At 33.2% G+C, this 18967-nt stretch carries 21 protein-coding genes and 3 pseudogenes; 3 read left to right on the top strand and 21 right to left on the bottom strand.

Annotated elements, in window-relative coordinates:
- Window positions 1-8 precede the first annotated feature (8 nt).
- The 6 genes and pseudogenes from HMPREF2957_RS08460 to HMPREF2957_RS08435 form a co-directional block, all read right to left on the bottom strand.
- A complete protein-coding gene (locus HMPREF2957_RS08460) occupies window positions 9-593 on the bottom strand; it encodes a hypothetical protein (RefSeq protein WP_070678947.1) in 585 nt (194 codons plus the stop codon).
- A gap of 97 nt (window positions 594-690) precedes the next feature.
- Window positions 691-1068, bottom strand: coding sequence for an SEL1-like repeat protein (locus tag HMPREF2957_RS08455; protein WP_070678945.1), 378 nt, complete (start codon window positions 1066-1068; stop codon window positions 691-693).
- Between the two features lie 71 nt (window positions 1069-1139).
- Window positions 1140-1472 (bottom strand): annotated as a pseudogene (locus HMPREF2957_RS09440) (hypothetical protein); the annotation flags it as partial.
- An 81-nt stretch (window positions 1473-1553) separates the two neighbouring features.
- The gene (locus tag HMPREF2957_RS08445) at window positions 1554-1949 is read right to left on the bottom strand and encodes an SMI1/KNR4 family protein (protein WP_049512628.1); all 396 of its coding nucleotides are present in this window, start codon (window positions 1947-1949) and stop codon (window positions 1554-1556) included.
- A gap of 141 nt (window positions 1950-2090) precedes the next feature.
- Window positions 2091-2546 carry a hypothetical protein gene (locus HMPREF2957_RS08440; protein WP_049512627.1) on the bottom strand — a complete coding sequence of 152 codons (456 nt, stop codon included), beginning with the start codon at window positions 2544-2546 and terminating at the stop codon, window positions 2091-2093.
- A gap of 372 nt (window positions 2547-2918) precedes the next feature.
- On the bottom strand, window positions 2919-3251 hold the full coding sequence (locus tag HMPREF2957_RS08435; RefSeq protein WP_049512626.1) for a hypothetical protein: 333 nt from the start codon (window positions 3249-3251) through the stop codon (window positions 2919-2921).
- Between the two features lie 130 nt (window positions 3252-3381).
- On the opposite strand from HMPREF2957_RS08435, the gene HMPREF2957_RS09290 reads away from it, so the two are divergent.
- On the top strand, window positions 3382-3576 hold the full coding sequence (locus HMPREF2957_RS09290; RefSeq protein WP_049512624.1) for a hypothetical protein: 195 nt from the start codon (window positions 3382-3384) through the stop codon (window positions 3574-3576).
- Between the two features lie 199 nt (window positions 3577-3775).
- Here the strand turns inward: HMPREF2957_RS09290 and HMPREF2957_RS08425 are convergent, their stop codons facing one another.
- The 11 genes and pseudogenes from HMPREF2957_RS08425 to HMPREF2957_RS08385 all read right to left on the bottom strand — a co-directional run bounded on the left by HMPREF2957_RS08425 (window position 3776) and on the right by HMPREF2957_RS08385 (window position 11573).
- Complete coding sequence (locus HMPREF2957_RS08425) at window positions 3776-4405, bottom strand: Imm43 family immunity protein (protein WP_070678940.1); 630 nt, start codon at window positions 4403-4405, stop codon at window positions 3776-3778.
- A gap of 393 nt (window positions 4406-4798) precedes the next feature.
- Window positions 4799-5374 (bottom strand): hypothetical protein, encoded by a 576-nt coding sequence (locus HMPREF2957_RS08420; RefSeq protein ID WP_049512711.1) that lies wholly within the window; start codon window positions 5372-5374, stop codon window positions 4799-4801.
- A 328-nt stretch (window positions 5375-5702) separates the two neighbouring features.
- Window positions 5703-5966, bottom strand: coding sequence for an RHS repeat-associated core domain-containing protein (locus HMPREF2957_RS08985; protein WP_261674158.1), 264 nt, complete (start codon window positions 5964-5966; stop codon window positions 5703-5705).
- A 31-nt stretch (window positions 5967-5997) separates the two neighbouring features.
- Complete coding sequence (locus tag HMPREF2957_RS08410) at window positions 5998-6330, bottom strand: hypothetical protein (protein WP_049512709.1); 333 nt, start codon at window positions 6328-6330, stop codon at window positions 5998-6000.
- On the bottom strand, window positions 6327-6530 hold the full coding sequence (locus HMPREF2957_RS08405; protein WP_049512706.1) for a hypothetical protein: 204 nt from the start codon (window positions 6528-6530) through the stop codon (window positions 6327-6329). Before HMPREF2957_RS08405 ends, HMPREF2957_RS08410 begins: the two co-directional genes overlap by 4 nt.
- 108 nt (window positions 6531-6638) lie before the next feature.
- Window positions 6639-6761: pseudogene (locus tag HMPREF2957_RS08980) on the bottom strand (RHS repeat-associated core domain-containing protein); the annotation flags it as partial.
- 18 nt (window positions 6762-6779) lie between these two features.
- Window positions 6780-7547 (bottom strand): hypothetical protein, encoded by a 768-nt coding sequence (locus HMPREF2957_RS08400; protein WP_070678935.1) that lies wholly within the window; start codon window positions 7545-7547, stop codon window positions 6780-6782.
- 17 nt (window positions 7548-7564) lie between these two features.
- On the bottom strand, window positions 7565-7693 hold the full coding sequence (locus HMPREF2957_RS09435; protein ID WP_261674151.1) for a hypothetical protein: 129 nt from the start codon (window positions 7691-7693) through the stop codon (window positions 7565-7567).
- A 239-nt stretch (window positions 7694-7932) separates the two neighbouring features.
- The gene (locus HMPREF2957_RS08395; protein WP_070678933.1) at window positions 7933-8532 is read right to left on the bottom strand and encodes a hypothetical protein; all 600 of its coding nucleotides are present in this window, start codon (window positions 8530-8532) and stop codon (window positions 7933-7935) included.
- Between the two features lie 541 nt (window positions 8533-9073).
- Window positions 9074-10564 (bottom strand): LA2681 family HEPN domain-containing protein, encoded by a 1491-nt coding sequence (locus tag HMPREF2957_RS08390; RefSeq protein WP_009664121.1) that lies wholly within the window; start codon window positions 10562-10564, stop codon window positions 9074-9076.
- Complete coding sequence (locus tag HMPREF2957_RS08385; protein WP_036757376.1) at window positions 10551-11573, bottom strand: hypothetical protein; 1023 nt, start codon at window positions 11571-11573, stop codon at window positions 10551-10553. Before HMPREF2957_RS08385 ends, HMPREF2957_RS08390 begins: the two co-directional genes overlap by 14 nt.
- A gap of 852 nt (window positions 11574-12425) precedes the next feature.
- Here HMPREF2957_RS08385 and HMPREF2957_RS08380 point away from each other — a divergent pair.
- Together HMPREF2957_RS08380 and HMPREF2957_RS08970 are read left to right on the top strand one after the other, a co-directional pair.
- Window positions 12426-13448: a hypothetical protein gene (locus HMPREF2957_RS08380; protein WP_004252970.1), complete on the top strand. Its 1023-nt coding sequence runs from the start codon at window positions 12426-12428 to the stop codon at window positions 13446-13448.
- Window positions 13449-13953: 505 nt separating this feature from the next.
- Window positions 13954-14221 (top strand): annotated as a pseudogene (locus HMPREF2957_RS08970) (transposase); the annotation flags it as partial.
- A 559-nt stretch (window positions 14222-14780) separates the two neighbouring features.
- Here HMPREF2957_RS08970 and HMPREF2957_RS08370 read toward each other — a convergent pair.
- The 4 genes from HMPREF2957_RS08370 to ylqF form a co-directional block, all read right to left on the bottom strand.
- Window positions 14781-15524, bottom strand: coding sequence for a CPBP family intramembrane glutamic endopeptidase (locus HMPREF2957_RS08370; RefSeq protein WP_070678929.1), 744 nt, complete (start codon window positions 15522-15524; stop codon window positions 14781-14783).
- A 122-nt stretch (window positions 15525-15646) separates the two neighbouring features.
- Window positions 15647-17197: a ClC family H(+)/Cl(-) exchange transporter gene (locus tag HMPREF2957_RS08365; RefSeq protein ID WP_070678928.1), complete on the bottom strand. Its 1551-nt coding sequence runs from the start codon at window positions 17195-17197 to the stop codon at window positions 15647-15649.
- A gap of 15 nt (window positions 17198-17212) precedes the next feature.
- The gene (locus tag HMPREF2957_RS08360) at window positions 17213-17992 is read right to left on the bottom strand and encodes a ribonuclease HII (protein WP_070678926.1); all 780 of its coding nucleotides are present in this window, start codon (window positions 17990-17992) and stop codon (window positions 17213-17215) included.
- Window positions 17979-18830 carry a ribosome biogenesis GTPase YlqF gene (gene ylqF, locus HMPREF2957_RS08355; protein WP_036754008.1) on the bottom strand — a complete coding sequence of 284 codons (852 nt, stop codon included), beginning with the start codon at window positions 18828-18830 and terminating at the stop codon, window positions 17979-17981. The genes HMPREF2957_RS08360 and ylqF overlap by 14 nt, the downstream gene beginning before the upstream one ends.
- Window positions 18831-18967: the final 137 nt, after the last annotated feature.

The following is an 18967-nucleotide window of genomic DNA, read 5'->3' as shown; positions in this document are numbered from 1 at the left end:
AGTTTTGTTTAAGTCGTCTGTACGAAGAATAATCCACCAGATAGATCTCGATCTATAAAAATATATCCTATGTTCTCAGTTAGATAAAAAATTTCATTTACTTTTTCAGGTAGATCCATTCCTAAGATTTGACCTATGAAAATATATTTTTCTAGAAAATCATCACTCTCTTGTTGTAAATATTCAGGTTGTCCTCCTAAAAAACTCATTTCATCTGAATTCTCAATAGGATTAATTGGATAAAAATTATCTATGTTAAACTTGAACTGATGTTTATCTCCGATGATAACTTTCGTGTATCCTTGAATAGCATCGTCAATTTCAGTAATGTAGTCAAGAAAATAATCTTCTTTATCATAATAAGAAAAAACGTAAATTGCTTTATCTTTATATTCCATATTCTGAAAATCTGTTTTAAATTGAGGTGCAATAGTTAGTAGATTTTCAATTGGTATAAAAGCAACCAATGCTAACTCATGACCATCTGGCGCTATCACTTTATTTGAGTAGTCTAAATCTAGTCCAACTAATATACTATTTATATTGGGTTTACTATCTAAAAAGTTAAAATTAACGTATCCATTTTTTTTCATTTAAATTCTCCTAAAAATTTAAGGGCATTTCTTACCTGCTTTTTTCAATTTTCTAAGAAATTTCTTGGTTTCTTTTCTTAATTGTTTTCTTAGAGCTTTAGTTTCTTAATCCTCCTTGAGCAATATCAATCTCTCGATGTATATCAGTGAGTAGGTTAGTAATAGACATCCCATTTTTTTGAGCAAGTAGAGCCCATTTTTCCGCTTCGTTTAATTTGTTTTTGTCTTTACTGTCTTGGTAATGATCAAAGAATATATAGGCCAAATCATATTGTGCTTGAGTATTACCTAATTCGGCTGATCGAATTAACCAAAATATAAATTTATCATTGTTAAATTCATAAAAAGCAAAATAATTAGCTAATTTTGATGCTGCTTGACTATTGCCAGAGGAAGCATCAATTTTTAACTTTTCCAGATCAGTTTTAGAAATATACATACTGTCATTTATTGAAATGTTGGCATTAGATTTCATGTCTCTATCCTTACTGTATGAGTTATTATAAGACGTTAGAAAAATACTTTAAAAAAATAAATTTAAGGATTTTATGGCTTAAATGTAATATATTTACCTCCATTTAAAACCTCTCCTGTAACTGCACTAACATTTTCTGTTGCACCACGTTTAGGTGCTTTTAATTCATTAGCCAATTTTTGAGCAAATGAATTGTCCCCTTTTCCTGTTTGACAAGCAACTAATGTTACTGGTTTCCTTTGCACAAGGTTTATGTCTACTCCAGTTTTTGAACAATTATCACATTTGTTCATTAGTCCTAATGGATCATTCCATTTCGTTGTATTAGGTGCAAACCAATACAAATTCTCCCCACCCAACAACCCAATAGGATCCTGATTCACAAACAGATCCGCATCAGGCTCGTAATACCTGAAGAAGTTTCATACTGGATACGGATTACTTGGTTGTACCCAACCTGTGTTTTTGGGGTGCGCGAGCTAGAACTAGTTTTCTAAATAATTAAACAATCCTTTTTTTACTAATAGAAAGTCTTCTAAAGAAGATGATATTTTTTCTAAGGAGTCTTCACTCATTACTCCCATGCCGACAGCAAAAATATTTTGATTTTTATTATCCATCAGAATGGCAACCCCTCCACCATTATCTCCAATCATAAGAAAATTCGGCAAATATTCTTTTACTTCATAGTCAATATTCCTTTGTTGGATATCCTCGGCCTCCAAAAGGGTTATCTCATCTCCAAATAATCCATTGCTTAGTTCTAAAAATTGAAGATATGAAGGATATAAACTATGCCACTCTGGAGGTAACATTTTTATAGCTTGGCTAGTAGCAGGATCATTTAGAGTATATAAGGCTTCTAATTCATGTTTATTCATTTTAAAGTGCTCCTTGTTCTTTGAAATACTTGTAACTTTGACTTAGTGCTTGTTTAATTTGCTTGGGGCTCAATCTGCCATGGGAATCCACGTCATAGGTTATATAACCTCCAGGTCTTCTTGCTGAAGGATGTTTTTTATTTAAGCATAGTTTAATTTAAAAACGACAAGCTTCCCCTCAGGATATTTACCTTCCCATCCACAAGGCCAAAATCCTTTAAAATAAGCATCTTCTATCATATTCCAAAAAGGATGATTTTTCTTATATTTGTTATTTAAATAACAATTAAATAAATCGGCATCTATATCACTAAATAAACTATCTTTTAATCCCTCCTCTAAGTTCAAGGAATTTAATTTTTTTTCAATTGCAGGAACAGCATATTCATCCCAAAAATTGTCATCTTCATCTGTAGATAGCTTTAAAATTAGTGAGTTCGATTCACGCGAATCCGCCCAAACAGTCTCTAAATCATACTGCTGATTTGCATATCTTTGTGCTACTGAAATATCTTGAATAATTTTCCATCGGCTGTTTTGAAAATTACCTGATACTTCTAATAGATTATTTTTTATAAATTCTAACATTATATTCATAATGCTACTCCTTATTATGTTAAATAATTAATCCAATCTTGTTTTGTTGTCAGTTTATATAAAGACATACTTCCTGACTTAAGTGCCTTATGAATTTTGGATTGTAATAATTGAATTTTTCTAGCCTTTCTCTATCACATTTAGAATTTTTATCAATATTATCTACTATTTCCATAATTGTTTGGTTATATCCTCTATGATGTAAGCGTAGCGGCGGTTAAACGCAACTTAGCAAAGGTCGTCTGAACAACAGAAACCACGTACCTGTTCTACACACAAATCTACGTCAGGAATAGGAGTTTCATACAAACTAGGACTTGCTTCTGCTCACTTACATAAAAGTACAAGAGCAAACATAGCTATATTTAGAGATTACAGTAAATTTATTATAGATAATTCAAGAATATCTTTCGTTGTTAACTCTCCAATTTTCTTTTCAATAAGAGACAACTTCCTATTTTTCACTAATTTGTCATCATGGAACGCATATTCGTATATTTTTCTATTCGTTTTATTATAAACATATCCATAATAATCATTCTGCTCATTCTCATCTTCAACAAAATTCATGAAAAATAATTCATCGTCTTTTTTTAATCTTTCCATTACTGCACTGTATAAATTTGGTATCTCATTTACTACAAAATTTGTACATTCTAAAACACTTTCCAGTAAAATTTCAGATGTTAATTCTTTAGGCTCCATTGATTCAACTCCTATCTTTTTAAAGAAGTAATTACTCTACGCAAAATTCCCATCTTTCTAGCTCCTTTCTGACACCTTCAGACATTGCCCCCATGACTCTTGTAATTCTATTCAATAGATCCGGATCAAAATGCAGCTCAAGCCAAACCAGATTGCCATGAATGTCGGTCATCTCCCTCGGTATGTCGATTTGGTCGTTGTGGAAATAGCTAAGGTAGTGTGCTTCGTCTTGGTTGTTGTGAAAGACTTGATCCAGCGGTTCGTAGCTGTCTTGGTCGGTGTAGATATAGGTGTAGCTGCCTTTGTAGGTATACTCCTGAAGTAATCGCGTTCCGTCCCAGACGAAGTGGGTGCGTTTGAGCGGTAGTCCGTCCACTGCGAGTTCGTAGGCGGTTTTGGCACCGAGTCCGTCGATGTGGGCGGTCAGTTGGTTGAGGCAGTCGTTTTGCCCTCTCCCACGAGAGAGTGAGTAGATGTTGGGATGGAAAAAAGTTCATCCAACACTTTTTTGATTTATATTAATCCTAAAAAAAGTCTGAATTATTTAATTCCTTCCAGTCTTCCAAAGAATAAAGAAAAGGCAAAGAAAAGTTTTCCAATATTTTTTCTTTTAAATTTTCTGACACCATGAATGCTCCTGAATAATTATAATTGGTAGACAATAAAATATCCTTATCTGAATTAGTAAATGCCTCCAGTGAAAAATTATCTTCATCTAATGCTAAATCTGGGTAAACAATTTCATCCTGAATTTCCCAATCAACTATTCTTACTAAATAATAGACTTCGTTCGTCAATAACTCTCCTTTTGTATTGACAATAATTGCTTTACTCATTCCAAAATCATGATCAAACCCGTATTTTTTAATAAATTCCAAAAAACGCGCTGACATGATTAAGAAATCATTATATGGAAGAAAATCAAAAGTAACACCTCTTGCTTTCTTTAAGCAGACATAAACCTTTTCAGGCATTGGAGGAATTTCTTGTCCCTTTACGAACCAACTCCATGGAAAGTCAAAATCAGGATGCGTTTTTTTAGGGTTAAACTTCTCTGATATACCTAGAACACCACTGCCTACACGTGGTAACCCCATTTTTCCCGCTTTATCCATGCTTTGTAGGGCATATCCCCATACTAGTAATTTTTTCATAAAATCCTCCTAATCTAATCGTTTTGGTGAGTTAGTAGATGAATATCCTCCAACAGATATGGAATTACTCAAACGTTTTTTTAACCTTTCTTGTAAATTTCGTACACGCCGTCGCGCTTGTGCCTGTAATCGACCATGATATGGTTGCGGTAGGCGAAACCGCTAGTTTTTTGCCTTCACGTCCATAAATGGCGGTTAAATCGCTGTTTGCCAGAATCGACTTTGGCAAACAGCAGCCGTTCGCCGCTGTCGGGGGTGGCAATTTGGTAGAGGTCGTCTGAAAATTGAAAAACCGCGTGCGTGCATACCCCCTACGTCAGGACTGGAGGTTTTGTACAAGCTAAGGCTTGCTAGAAGTTTCATGCAGGCTACAGCCTGCTACGGTTTTCCCATTTATAGAGACTGTATTATTTCTATGTATCTGTCTAATTTTTTATCCCAAAAAATGTATAGATAAGTAGTATCATGCTTCAACTTTGTTATATCTAACTGCCCTAGAAACATTGCAGGAATATTGTCGACGATAGGCCAATCAGGCTCCTGTAACCATTTGGGATATTTATCCATACAAATGAAATGTTCCTTAATAATCTTTTTTAAAGTGGTCGCTGTCTTAGGTTTGTACTTATCATACAAGAAATTTAAATAACCCATATCAGCAGGTATCCAGTTAGGAATAGCCTCCAAAATTAAATCGAATTTTTTTTCTGTCGTTGAATTCGAAGAGTACGGGATATGCTTGTAATCTAAAATTTCCCTGAAAATATCCATCAAATTCAACTTTGAATCAAGAGATGTCAAATCCTGACTAATTAAATATTCATAAGTGGAATTACTATTCATATAAGGTTTGGCTTTAGTACTTTCCAACAGGGAAATTAATTCTTGATTGGAAGACAACGCCATTTCCAATTCTTCAGTTGATAATTTTTCTTCCACAAAATTCTTTAAAATTTCTATTGCTTTCATAGCTAATCTCCTAGATTCCTATAAGGGTCAAGCGCTGCATGTCGTTCTATAGTTACTTTTCTCAAATTAAAAGGACTATGCCTATCTGCACGACATAAGCGTTGTGGCACATGATGATGCAACTCCATGGGATTTCCATTTGCATTTAAAGGAGCACATCCTCTTTTTATTCTACTCATATTTGCAGGAGAAAATTCTCCTGTACTTTTCGAGGCTAAATACCTATTTTTCCAGTATCTTGACCTAATAACATCCCAAGATGGCATATCACCGTTAGGTAATGGTTAATCAATACGCTCGCCTCTTTTCCAACGTTTGAATAAATTCTTTAACAGCGGTTTAGGTTTATTTGGTTTTTTTTGTTGGTCGGGCACATTCCCCAAACATCAAGCCATTCCTGCGCATTCGGAGCAAACTGATACAGATTCTCTCCACCTAACAACCCAATCGGGTCCTGATTCACAAACCGTCCGGCCTCTGGCTCGTAATAACGCATCAGATTGTAATGCAGCCCCGTCTCACGGTCGGCATACTGGTTTTGTAGGCGGAAAGGCTGGTATGCGCTATCCGTTACCTTGGTTTCTTCTTTCAGACGGCCTTGTGATATGCTACAAGAATAGGCTCTAGCTTATGTTGTCAAGTAAATAATCAAAAAGCTGATTTGCAATAAGTTCAGAGTGAGTATTTATAACAGGAAATTCAAAGTAATAATATTGTGATTCATATCGTTCTGTTATATAGTCAGGGATTAAAAAAAATTTATTATAACAAGAGGATATTTCTCTTATGGAGTTAGAAACTTCTTCTAATTTATTGCTTATATTAGTTATATCAAAAAATATTTCATTAAAATTCCTATCAATATTATTAACTGTAATAAAAGGATATTTATTTTGATTGCATAATTCCCAGTGACTGGTAATATCAGAAGCATTTTTGTAAATGAATTTATTCATAAAAACCTCTTTTTAAATTTATAATCAGTAACATATGTCATTTTTCCAGCTTTATCAAATTTTGCCATATAGTGAATAGTAACCCCATCTATTTTTTCTTCTGTTTTATTCCAACTTTTCCCTGTATAACATCGATCGCCAATTTGGTCCGCCCTAATTATCACATTTCCTTTTTCAGATCGCTTTTTGACTTGAACCATAATTTTTCTTTCAAGAGCATTCCGAGGATTAATTCTACCTGTTGATTTAGTAGATACAAATTTAGGGTTTAGAGAAGAGGCTTTCTTTTTAAGCCCAAGAGGATCAATCTACTCCGTGATATTCGATGCAAACTGATACAGATTCTCTCCACCAAACACCCCAATCGGATCCTGATTCACAAACCGCCCCGTCTCAGGCTCGTAGTACCTATAGAAGTTACACTGCAGCCCCGTTTCACGGTCGGGATGTTATAAATAAAGTTGAATAGTACTTGTTATTTTTTTTTGTGTTTCGACACTAATTTCCTGGTTAAAATTTTGGATTAATTTTAAAAAATCCATAATTAAGTTGATTTGAGTAGTGTTAAATATCGTACTTTCATTTCTTAGGGCAATATATAAAAAGTCAACAACGTAACCATATAAATAAAATTTAGATAAATTAGAAAAAATATATTTTAAACAGCAAGGAGTAAAATATAATAAAGCCTTATTAGTATAGGCTTGCCACTCTAGTGATTCAAGTATTGAGAGAAAATCATCGTATGTTATCTCAATCCAAGTTTTAGTAGATAGTTGCGTTATAGAAAATATATAAGAGTTGTCACTATCATCAAAACTTATGATGTTATTTTTATCAACTTTGAAAACTGGAAAAGTAGGCCCAATTTTTTCCTCTAGATAATTTCTTTCTTGTATATATTTTACTTCCGTTAGAAAGTTTTCAAATTCACAACATAGTCCTAAGTCTTTGATAAACTTGGAAATATATTCTAAAAAATCATGAATTATATTGATTTCATTTTTGGTTAAAGATTGCAGTAAATTAAATAGTTCACTTACTTCTCCTTGGGATATGTTGGAATAATAGCTAAATAATTCTATGAAACAATCATTATCTATACTAGGATTTTCTATCGAGCTTAGTAAAAGTGTATTTAAATGTAAAGCATTTTCATTTTTTTGTTTATCTGACATTTGATTTTTAATTAATAAAATTAGATTATTTTTTTTCATGTCTTACTTTCTACATTTTAAGATATGGCAATATTTGCAGGAATACTTTTCTTAATTAACTCTTCTGAATCTGCCGCGGCCTCATTAATTACGTTTACAACTTGTTGTAGTGATTCTACACTTTGAAATACTAGTTCTTTACTCATAAAAAATCCTCTTTATTTTATTATTTTAATTATACCATGTATAAATTGAAAAACTGCAACATAAAAGTTACAGTCTAACAATATTTATCCAAAAACAGTGTAATGAATTATACCCTATCTTTTATCATTCACGAGCAATACTCACACATCAACGTGTGCTTACGTCTAGCTTTTCTACTAAAGTTAATTTTTGGGTATTAGAGGAATTGAAGTATTCTCTTTCTAATCTATAGTTATGCCTATTCTGTTCGAGTTTCAGCTAAATATATTCCCCATTCAGCTAATTCTTCAGGCAAATCATAAACAGTTTTTCCATTACTTTCATAGATTTCAGAGATTCCTGGTGAGGTCTTAGAAAAAGTTTTCCAAGCTGTCACTAGTTCTTCTACAAATTGAATATTATGAGCTTCAAAAAAGTCATTAAATTTCGATAGTTCTTTACTATAAATTGTCACAACATTATAGCTATCAAGCATGATCTCATCATGACTTTTATGCCCACCAAATCCAAACTTACTTAGTCCATCATTAACAAGCAAATCACCGTATCTAATCAACAGTGCTAGACATTCCTCTCTTGAACAACCATCAATATAATAAACATCCTTATGGGATTCCTTAATAATATTCTTTGCTATCACTTTTTCTCTATCAATACTGACAGGCAATTCCAAAATAAAAAACAAGGGCTCGTCATGAATCACAATAAAGTGTTGAAAAATCTCTAATATTTTTTCTGCGTGTACATTCGCCATCAAATGATGTTCAGTTAACTTTGTAAATGATTCAAACAGGTTTTCTACCAAGCTAACTTGGTGACCTTTTACTAAATTCAACATTACACTTCCTCCAGAAAATTAAAACAATATCCACGTTTATAATCTCATTATATCATTAAAACCCAAAAAATGACTGGAACTTCCCGGTCACAGTCTCTTATAAATCTACTTCAGTTCCTTCAAGGAAAGTTACTACAATTTGTCCAGTTTCTGAAATAGATTGATAGCATGTCAGACTATAGTATCCAGAAGCCATACTTGAACTATTACTCTGATTCTTACCCTCTATTCGATTAGAGAAGCTACCTTCACTCTTTTCATTCTCCCTTTCGTTCAAAGGTTTCTAATCTTTTACAAGCAGTGATACCGCCTCAACGTGGGTTTTAGAGGACTAAATGAAGTCTGAATTGCCTGATAGAGATGTAGTATTGATTAAGCAATCAACAAATAATGTACAAAACAAAAATAAAGTACACTGCTTAATGAGTGTACTTTATCCTTCTAATTCAGTTTTATCAATGGTTTAGATCTAGTTAAGTCGATTAGTTAAATGAATTTAGGCTATTGCTTTTTATAACGACTATAAATTGTATGTTCAATGCTATAATTTATCTTCCGAATCTACTTCTTCATAATTTATCGGAATTAAAGCAACTTCACTGCTTATAGTAGATTGTTTTTCATTTTCACTTATTTGAATGGCATTTTTGAGTGAAAAAATAACTTCTCTTACAAGATTTAATAAATCTAATGCAAACTCTTGAAGTTCAAATTCAGTTAGATACAGTCTGGTTTCATTATTATCTTCATTATCTTCACTTCCATTAAAAATATTCAATGTTATATTAGTAAATCTGTGCTCTAAATAATTTCTAATAATTTTCAATCGCTTTGAGTTTGGATTAGCTGTTAAAGAATTATCACCATTATCAAAATCTTTCTCTATCCAAAATATAGATGACAGACCAATATTCTTATCCAACATTTTATTTAAATCACTATTTGATCTCCAAATTGAATGGAAATTTACTTGTCGAGTTTTAATTTTTAAAGAATAATATTCATTTATAAACATAGCTACTTTATCTAATAATGAATATAGTGTTTTAAAAGATGCTTTTAATCCTTCAACTCGGATAGAGTATTGTACATAGTCTAGACAATCAATAAGATAAACATTCTCATCAGCATAATGAACCGAATCAATTTCAATGCTATTAAAACAGAGATAACGCGCATAAACATATTCTTGCTTAATTTGATTAAACATAGAAATATATTTGTTTAAATCTTTATCCGATTGAAATAATAAACTTGGTAGTAAAAGATTATCATCATATCTATTTATATCGTCAGCTTGTAAGTCATTAAGTGGATTAAGATACAGCCCGTTATTCCAACACCATTCGCGATACTTTTGTGAATTAGGATTATAATCGATGGTTTTACAAGAGCATTCATCTAAGTCTTTATAATTAAGATATTGTTCGTAAAGTTCAATAAATCGCTTTTCTGCATAATCAACTCTGTTTGGATCTGAAACAGTTATGCTTGTTTCTATTAAATTTTTAATTTTTTTAATAAAGTGGAGGTGTTCGTTATCATTCAAAAAATTACGATAATGATCTAGACAAATAGCCAAGTTACCACTAGCCATTGTGAATCTTGGATTGATTTGTATACATTTACAATACATCTTAATAGCTAACTGCTTTCTACCACAAGCATCTAATAAATTTGCGTAATTAGTGTAAAGTGAACATAATAATGGGAAAACAAACCTACTGTTCTCAGAATTTATATCAACGTTATTTGAAATTTCTATAGCTTTTCTTAAGTAATAAATTTGTTGAACTGTAAAATCGGTATCTATGTTGAAAACTAAGTTATCACTTAGTTCAAATATATCAGCGTATGCTGTCCCAATAGAATAAAATAATTGAATTTTGGAAATATCATCAATAGTGTTTTCCATATTTTTTCCAAATTCTATTAGTCTATAGATTTCCTCTATATTTTTATGTTTAAAAGCATTATCGAAATCCATTGACAATTTAAGTACACTATGATTAATTGGATTATTTGTTAACATCTTCACCCCAAACTAAATATCTCGATTTTAAATTTGATTTTCCTTTATTTTCCTGTTCTTCAACTAACATATCAGATAAAAACTCTTTTATCATGTCCCAATTAAAATTCTCTTTAAATCCTCTACTACCATCAGAAGGAACATTTAATGAAAATGTTGCAAATACGGTTTCACAAGTTCTTCTTGGAAATTTTGCTAAGTAAGAATCAAAAAATGAATTTGAATACCTATAATGATGGCTATGAATAAAGTCTTTCCATGTATTTAGCATAGTCTCTTCGTCTATAATATCTATTACGGAAACTTCTTCAAGTGGTCGGTCTTCAATATTTCCCCATGCTTTTTTCATTAAATTAACAGCATCTACATCGCTCTTAGGAGCACTGTATCCAAAAATAGTTAACATATATGAATGATCGACAAAGTAATCTAATGCTTTCCAACACCAATTTATGTATCCATCGGAAGAATAGTCTTTGTTTTTTACGGGATACAATAATTTTGTTGGATTTAATTTTTTATAACATGTTGGGCAATAGTAATCTACTGTTCCAAACTCAGTATGTTCTTCACAAAAACCGACAGCTACATTCCCATGTAAACAAAGAATTTGTGGCAGGTTCAGAGTAATTTTTGAACAGCGAACATAAGCTTGTATAAGTAAAGGGTCCCAATTAAACGTAGCTATGCAATCTTTATTAGTTAAACTTAATATTAAAAGATCATAAATTGTTGGTTCATCAGGTAACTCCAACGAAGCAAAATAATCATAGAGTCTTTCTTCTAGTTTTTTAACTATTTCGGAGCACTCTTCTCTCTCAAATAATTCTGAATAGATATCTTCTAAATTTTCGCTCTTTGTCTGTAATTCAACACCAGCAAGAATTTCTTCTAAATTTAGTTTTTTTAGCAATCCATTCATAACTGAAGAACTTTTGCCGTTTTTATCACCATCTGGAATTGCTGCAATAGTAGCACCAGCACCTAGAATAACTGTGTGCGATCTCATGTCATTTCTCCTGAAAGTCTTTTGACACTATTATACCACTGTATCTACTTTATTTATGCTTCAAATACTAATCTTATAACTATAAATATTTTAAATAAAATGTACAATTGAACCACCACTTCTTCTACCGTTACTAGAGTAAAAAAATGTACAAATCAATTTCTTCGATTAGCTGATATTATGCACTAGCAAACATACAAAATACCATTCCAAAATAATGTACAAAATAAAAATAAAGTACACTTTTTAAAGAATGTACTTTATGCTTCTAATTTAGTTGTATCAATGGTTTAGGTCTTGTTTGGTCAATTGTACATAAACTTTTAGTTTTTAACCAAAAAATTTTTATAACCAAAAATTTTTTTAAGCCAATTATACTCAATTATGTACTTTATTTAAGTGAAAACTAAAAGTTTTTCAATTGTACATTCATACAAAAACACGACTCATGCATCATGGCCGTGTTATATTTGACTTAAACTAGTTAGCTAATCTCTTACTTAATTTAAATCAGACTTTTACTTTCTATTTTGGATTTCCCATAAGGTCTCCTAACTTCATATTGAATATAGGACTCCTGAATTACTTCGATAAAAAAGTTAACTACAGAAACAACGAAATTAAATTTGTTTTTTGCGTTAAAATGATGCGCACATTTAGAATAAAACAAGTATTAAACTTACTACAAGTTTAACATAGCGAAAAAGAGGTGTAAAGAATAAATACTCTGAAAAGCTTGTATACATTTTAGATTCGTGCACAATTATGTAAATATTGTAAAACAATTTCAAAATGTGGTAGACTAGATATGAATTTTGATGGACGATAATTAGGTCAGAGAAAAGGTTACAGATGGAAAAATTAGTTTTTATCGGAATGCTAGTGTTCTTGGCATTTGTGTTTATTGGAATATTGTTTTGGCTGCGTTTTAGAATGAAGAACACCTTTGAGAACGGTGTTCCAGTGTACGATGCCCCAGCAAATAATCAGACTAGGACGAGTAAGCTAAGCGCAGGAGAGTATGCAGTGCACATAATTTTAATACTAATTAGCGCTGTAATTGCCTTTAAGGTCATGAGCATGTTCCGTCATGGGGCGGCGCCAATTGGTGCTGCTATAATCACGCCTTCTATAATGTCGCTTTTCAATGCACGAAGGAGGACCGGGAAATCTTGGATAGGTATCGTTGCAGTGCTTATGGTATTCGTGTTTTTGATGTTTGTATATATAATTATAGGTCTACCTGATAACGCACCTCCACTTAAAATTGACGGAACTGAAATTCATCTTACAGAGACTAAGATTTCGGATTTGATAGACAAGGAGTTTGAAATTTATGTGTCAAATGGTAGACATGATTATCCTAATTATAACGAGCTTTTGACAACGGGAAGCTATACTAAATACCAAGGAGCTGGGGTTAGCGTACCAAACGGCTTTAAGTCCTATGACTCAGCAGTTACGCGATCCACCTATCTTCTTGTAAAGAAGAATGTAGTTCTCGGATGTATAGGTGTTTACGGAGATAAGAGGAAGAGTACGGAGCTGAAGGACTGTGTAGTTACGCAGGTTTGCTTCGATTCTGAGTGCACAGCTGTTGCCAAAAAACATGGAATTTCATATAATATAGATGGTATAGATTTGCTAAAGAAGCTTGACGAAAACGAGTTCACGAAAGTATTTGGGAAAAAAATATGGCTGACTCCAAACGAGCCAAGAGATGAATATTTGGGTCATTATGGCGTGCAGTGGGGAGCAGGTAACAATGAATTCTTTTGGAATCATTATTTTATGAATTTAGACCTTGATTCGAATAATGATATAGTTAATTTTAATTTTAGTTCCAAGATTGCAGCTGAGCGATTGGAAAATTAGCAAGGATACTTAGATAAAATGAAAAAGAAAAAAACGCTAAACAAGACAAAGTATGCCATTTATCTTCTTGTTGTCCATCTTATATGCATACTTTTCACTATAAGCAAAATAATGATACCTTCATGGGGACGCTGGTTAGAGACAACACGCTTTCTTTGGACAAGCTTTCCCATCTATGTATGTATACTAATAGCCATTTTTCCAATGGCATGTTTTTGGCCTTATTTGATTAGTGCAGATTTTAGGCCGGGTACATCAAAGACAATACTTGCGACTTTCGGCCTAATAGTAGGTAACGTGACTCTGATTTTGATATATACGACTATTTTGCACAAGGTATTATAGGTATAAAAAAATCCCTTTATAGGGATTTTTTGATTGCTTCAAGTAGCTCGTCATATTCTTCAAATGCTGGAACCTCTGGGTGATCCTTCTTGATTGATTCGGTGCTTCTAAACAAGAATCCTTGTGGGTGTCTCCTTGAAAGAAGTCGGTTTAATCGACGGTCAAGGCAGTTGATGACTTACTAGAAAATTGTTCTCAACCCTATGTTTTAGCTGATTTAGCTTATCTTAGCTATGAACTCAGAGAACAGTTGAAACAGAAAGGTTACCATCTTTGGATGCCTTTATGTCAAAAATATGGCAAGAGCTAAACAACATAATCATTGGAAACTAATGGCTATGAGACGGACTATTGAAACTCGATTTTCAGAACTTTGTGCTTTTTTTGATGTCGAACAAACACTAACTAGAGGCTTAACAGGATTGTAGTTGAGAATGGAGCAAATTGTACTGACTTATAATCTGAGATACTTTGAGATTAACTAGCACCACGAGTAAAAAATCTATATCTTACTATCAATAAGACCTTAAATGAGTAGCAAAAAATGTACAATTGAACCACTACTTCTTCTGCACCTATTAGAGTAAAAATGTACAAATCAATTCCTTAAATCAGATGATGTTATGAACTAGAAAACATACAAAATATCACCCCAGAATAATGTACAAAATAAAGTACACTCTTTAAAGAATGTACTTTATGCTTCAAATTCAGTTGTATCAATGGTTTAGCACTTGTTAAGTCAATTGTACATAAACTTTTAGTTTTAAAAAATTTTTCTAGAGCTAATTATTCTTAATTATGTACTTTATTTAAGTGAAAACTAGAAATTGTTCAAATGTACATTAACTTTTAGTTTTTCTATCAATGTTTAAATAACTTTTACATAAACTTATAATTTTCTCTAAAATCAATAAAATCCAAATCAACAAAGTGATTTGGATTTTTAACTCTCTATTAAATGTTCAAAATTATTCTAAATACTATTTAATAAGTTTTATACTTAACTTTGCTAGACATTACTAGATAACACGATGCAACAATAACAATAATTCTGATTAGATACATTCCGTAATGGTCGTCACTCGTAGTCAATTGAGAAAATACATTAATCATTGAATGTGTCATCACACAAATCCAGAGATTTTTTGTTTTAAAATAAAGAGCTGAAAGAATAAACGAATTTGTCAGCAACCCAAATAAGAAAGGTACTATTTGAAGGATGGCTAGAGAACCATCTATATAAAAGAACAATAAATGCCAAATTGACCATATGATAAATGTTAAAATTGTCGCTTGAAAATAGTGGAACTTTTCTTGTAAAAGTGGCTGAAATACATATCTCCAACCAATTTCCTCCAAACCGCCAAATACAATAAACTTGAAAAACATCAGAAAAGGAAGATACCAGATAAATTGTACGATTTTCCCCCAAAAAAATAGAAAAGAGAAATCAAGAATAATAAGAAAAAATGCTAATAAATAATGTTTGTAACTGGTCTGAATGTTAAAAAAATCTTTTATTATTTTCTTTAAATCAATCTCATAATAGCAAATAGCAGCAATGCTACCCCATAAGGCTGTAGAGATTCCACCAATCATTACTCCGAAAATATTTACTAGAACAGAATGAAACCCATAATGATTGCAGAAAAATACAACTAAACAAACTAATAATAATTGACTAAAAGTCCCAAGTAAATAAACTGAAAGAGCTTTATTTCTACTCATAGCATCTCCCTTTGGTTATAAAAAACAGTCTAAGAGTTACATTGTAAGCATAAATTAAATTATGTAATAAATATATCCTCTATTCTTTTTGTTTCTAAATATACATAACTTAAATTATGTTTTTATAGTAATAAATCTTTCACTTTTCCAATTTCACTTTTTGGAATCACGAGATGAATCATATCACCTAGATACATCCTTGTAGATCCATTAACTGTCTTACTTTTCCCATTATGTACTTGGGTTGTGATGAGTACGTTGTGTGGTAAATTGAGTTCATGTACTTGCTTACCAGCTATTTTGTCTGATACTGGAATTTCAATTAGGGTAATTTCTCCATCATCAGTTGCTGTTTCAGGTAACATTTTTTCTAGCATAGCTTCATAGACGGGCGCCCCTTTGAGCAGATCCATAACAATATAAGCAACTAGGGTAACCATCCCTAAAGGCATTAGATTTCGGATATCTCCGACCATCTCAGTCACAAGAATCATAGCTGTCAAAGGTGCTTTTGAGATAGCACCAAAATACCCACTCATCCCCAGAATTACAAATATAGGAAATTGCTGCTGGCTAACGAGGCCAAGATTGACACAAATAACACCGACCAGAGCACCAAGTAAAGATCCTAAAGCTAAAATTGGTAGGAAAATTCCACCAGGAAGTCCACTTCCGTAACTAATCATGCTCCAGATAAAGCGAATGATGAAGTAAAGGAAGAGAATTTGGAAGCTAAAATCTTGTTCTGTTAAGGATAAGACAACCTGATTTCCCCCACCAAGTATCTGTGGTAGGAAGATTCCCACTGGAATGATAAGAAGAAAGGCTAGAATAGGATAATAGGCCTTATCCAGATGAATCTTTTGACCAATCCAATCATATACTTTCCCGACATTTAGAACGGCTTTCTCATATAGATATCCAGAAACTCCAAGAAAAATCCCCATAACCAGATAAATCCAATATTGACTAAGACTCATGAGAGGAATATTATCAGGCATATCAAGCACAGGTGTTAAGCCAAAGATGAGAAGGGAAACAAAGTTTGCTACTAGACTTGCAGCCAAGGTAGAAACCCAGAAGAATCGTGAAAAATGATGATAGACTTCTTCTACTACAAATAATAACCCCGCAATCGGTGCATTAAAGGCTGCAGCAAGTCCAGCAGCAGCTCCGCTAGCAATCAAAGAACGCTCCTCAACAGGGCTAGACTTGAGCCATTTAGCAATTCCTTTTCCTCCAGCGGCACCTAGCTGAATACTGGGACCTTCACGACCGAGCATAAGCCCGCTCGCTATGGCCAAGATACCTAGAATGTATTTCTTCCAGAGGACACTCCACCAGTTGAGAGACATGAGACCTTTTAACTCTGCTTCAACTTGAGGAATACCAGAACCTTTAATATCTTTTTCTGAACGTGTTAATTTGGCACTAAGTAAGCAAATGAGGATATAAAACAATAAAATGATCAATAGATTCCGTATCAGATTCTCTTGGTCTTGATAAAATCCTTGAACGATATGAAAGCCTTTTTCGATCAAAAATCGAAATGATCCTACAATAATTCCTACGACTAAACCGACAATAATACCTCGCCCTACTTGAGCTAAGATCGTACTGGACGCGAAGGCAAATTCTTTCTTGGAACTAAGTATTTCCGATTGTTCCTCCATAATTCTCTCCTTTAATTATCTTTTACTAGTTTCTGAAACGATCGTTTTAATCGGTTCAAAACTGGTGCGATGAATAGGTGTGACACCGTGCTTTTCAATTCCTTCTAGATGCTTAGCAGTTCCATAGCCAGCATTTTGAGCAAAATCATAGGCAGGAAATTCTTGGTCATAGTTAGCCATAATCTTATCTCTGGTAACTTTAGCTATAATCGATGCTGCTGCAATAGATAAGGAGTTGGAATCCCCTTTGATGATTGATGTCTGACAAATCGGCAAGTCCAACTTCATAGCATCAATCAAGAGGTGCTCTGGTTGAGGCTCAAGCTGATAAATAGCTTCTTTCATGGCTAGTTTCGTCGCTTCATAGATATTGAATTGGTCAATGACATGATTGTCCATAATCCCAATACCGATTGCAAGGGCATTCTCTTTGACAGCCTGAAAAATCTCCTCGTGTTTTTTCTTAGGAATTTTTTTGCTGTCATTTAAACCTTTAATTTTACAATTTTGAGGTAAAATCACTGCAGCAGCCACCACTGGACCAGCTAGCGGACCACGTCCAACCTCATCTACGCCTGCAATTAGAGATATCCCTTTACTATATAGATCTTTTTCATATCGAAGCATAGCTTCTAAGCGGAGATTTTCATCAATTTCTGCTTGGATGGCCTTTTTACGCTTTTCAATTTCCTTTTGTACACCTGAACGAGAATCTTTTTCAAATTCCTTAAAAAAGGGACTTTCAAGATCAGTTATCCTTGCTAATTCTTCTTTTATTTCTTTAATCGTTGCCATTGAGATCATCCAATGTATCTAAGGTATAGTTACCAAGTTTTCCATCACGAACTTCTTTAACAAAGAGATTGTAAAAACGGTCGTAATCATCACGGAAACCAAGGATACGCGTCATATCCATGATAATCTCTGGAGCCTCATCGTCCAGATTCATTTGTTTAAAACGTTCTTGAAGCTTTTCAGGATAATGGGTTTTAAAGTAATTGAGACCGAAAATCGTTACCTCATCCATTGGAAGTAACTGATCCTTAATTGCTCCCGTAAGCGCAAGTTTGAGTGCAACAGTCTCATCTTCAAATTTTGGCCAAAGAATCCCTGGAGTATCCAAGATTTCCAAATCTTTATTGGTTTTAAGCCATTGTTGGCCTTTTGTCACACCAGGCTTGTTTCCAACTACAGCAATTTTCTTACCCGCTAAACGGTTCATCAGAGTCGATTTACCAGCGTTTGGAATCCCGATTATCATGGTACGCAAGGTTTCAATTTGAATACCACGTTCTTTTTGACGAGCAATCTTATCTGCCATGAGTTTCTTAGCAGCATCCGTTACGACTTTTACTGTTATTTGTTCCTTAGAGTTGATAGCAAGCGTTTGAATGCCTTGTGATTCAAAGTGCTGACGCCATTCTTTTGTTAATACTGGGTCCGCAAGGTCTGCCTTGTTTAAAATTAATAGCCTTGGTTTGTCCCCGATGATTTTAGTCAGCATCGGATTTTGACTAGACAAGGGCAAACGTGCATCTACTAAAACTGTTACAAAGTCAACAAATTTTAAATTTTCCTGGACCTGACGACGTGCCTTAGACATGTGTCCAGGAAACCATTGAATAGTTGCCATTTTATTTCCTTTTCTTCATACAAACTTATTCTATAAAACATAGATGATTACTGACTATTTTACCATATTTTGACTATTTTTGCAGATGAATGATATCTTAATAAAAGGGAAATCCCCCTTTACCAAGAGGAAAAGAG

It is taken from the genome of Streptococcus sp. HMSC062D07 (assembly GCF_001814215.1).
In the GTDB taxonomy this organism is placed as follows: Bacteria; Bacillota; Bacilli; order Lactobacillales; family Streptococcaceae; genus Streptococcus; species Streptococcus infantis_I.
The sequence above is the reverse complement of the archived record's forward strand: the minus strand, read 5'-3'. Positions and strand labels throughout refer to the sequence as shown.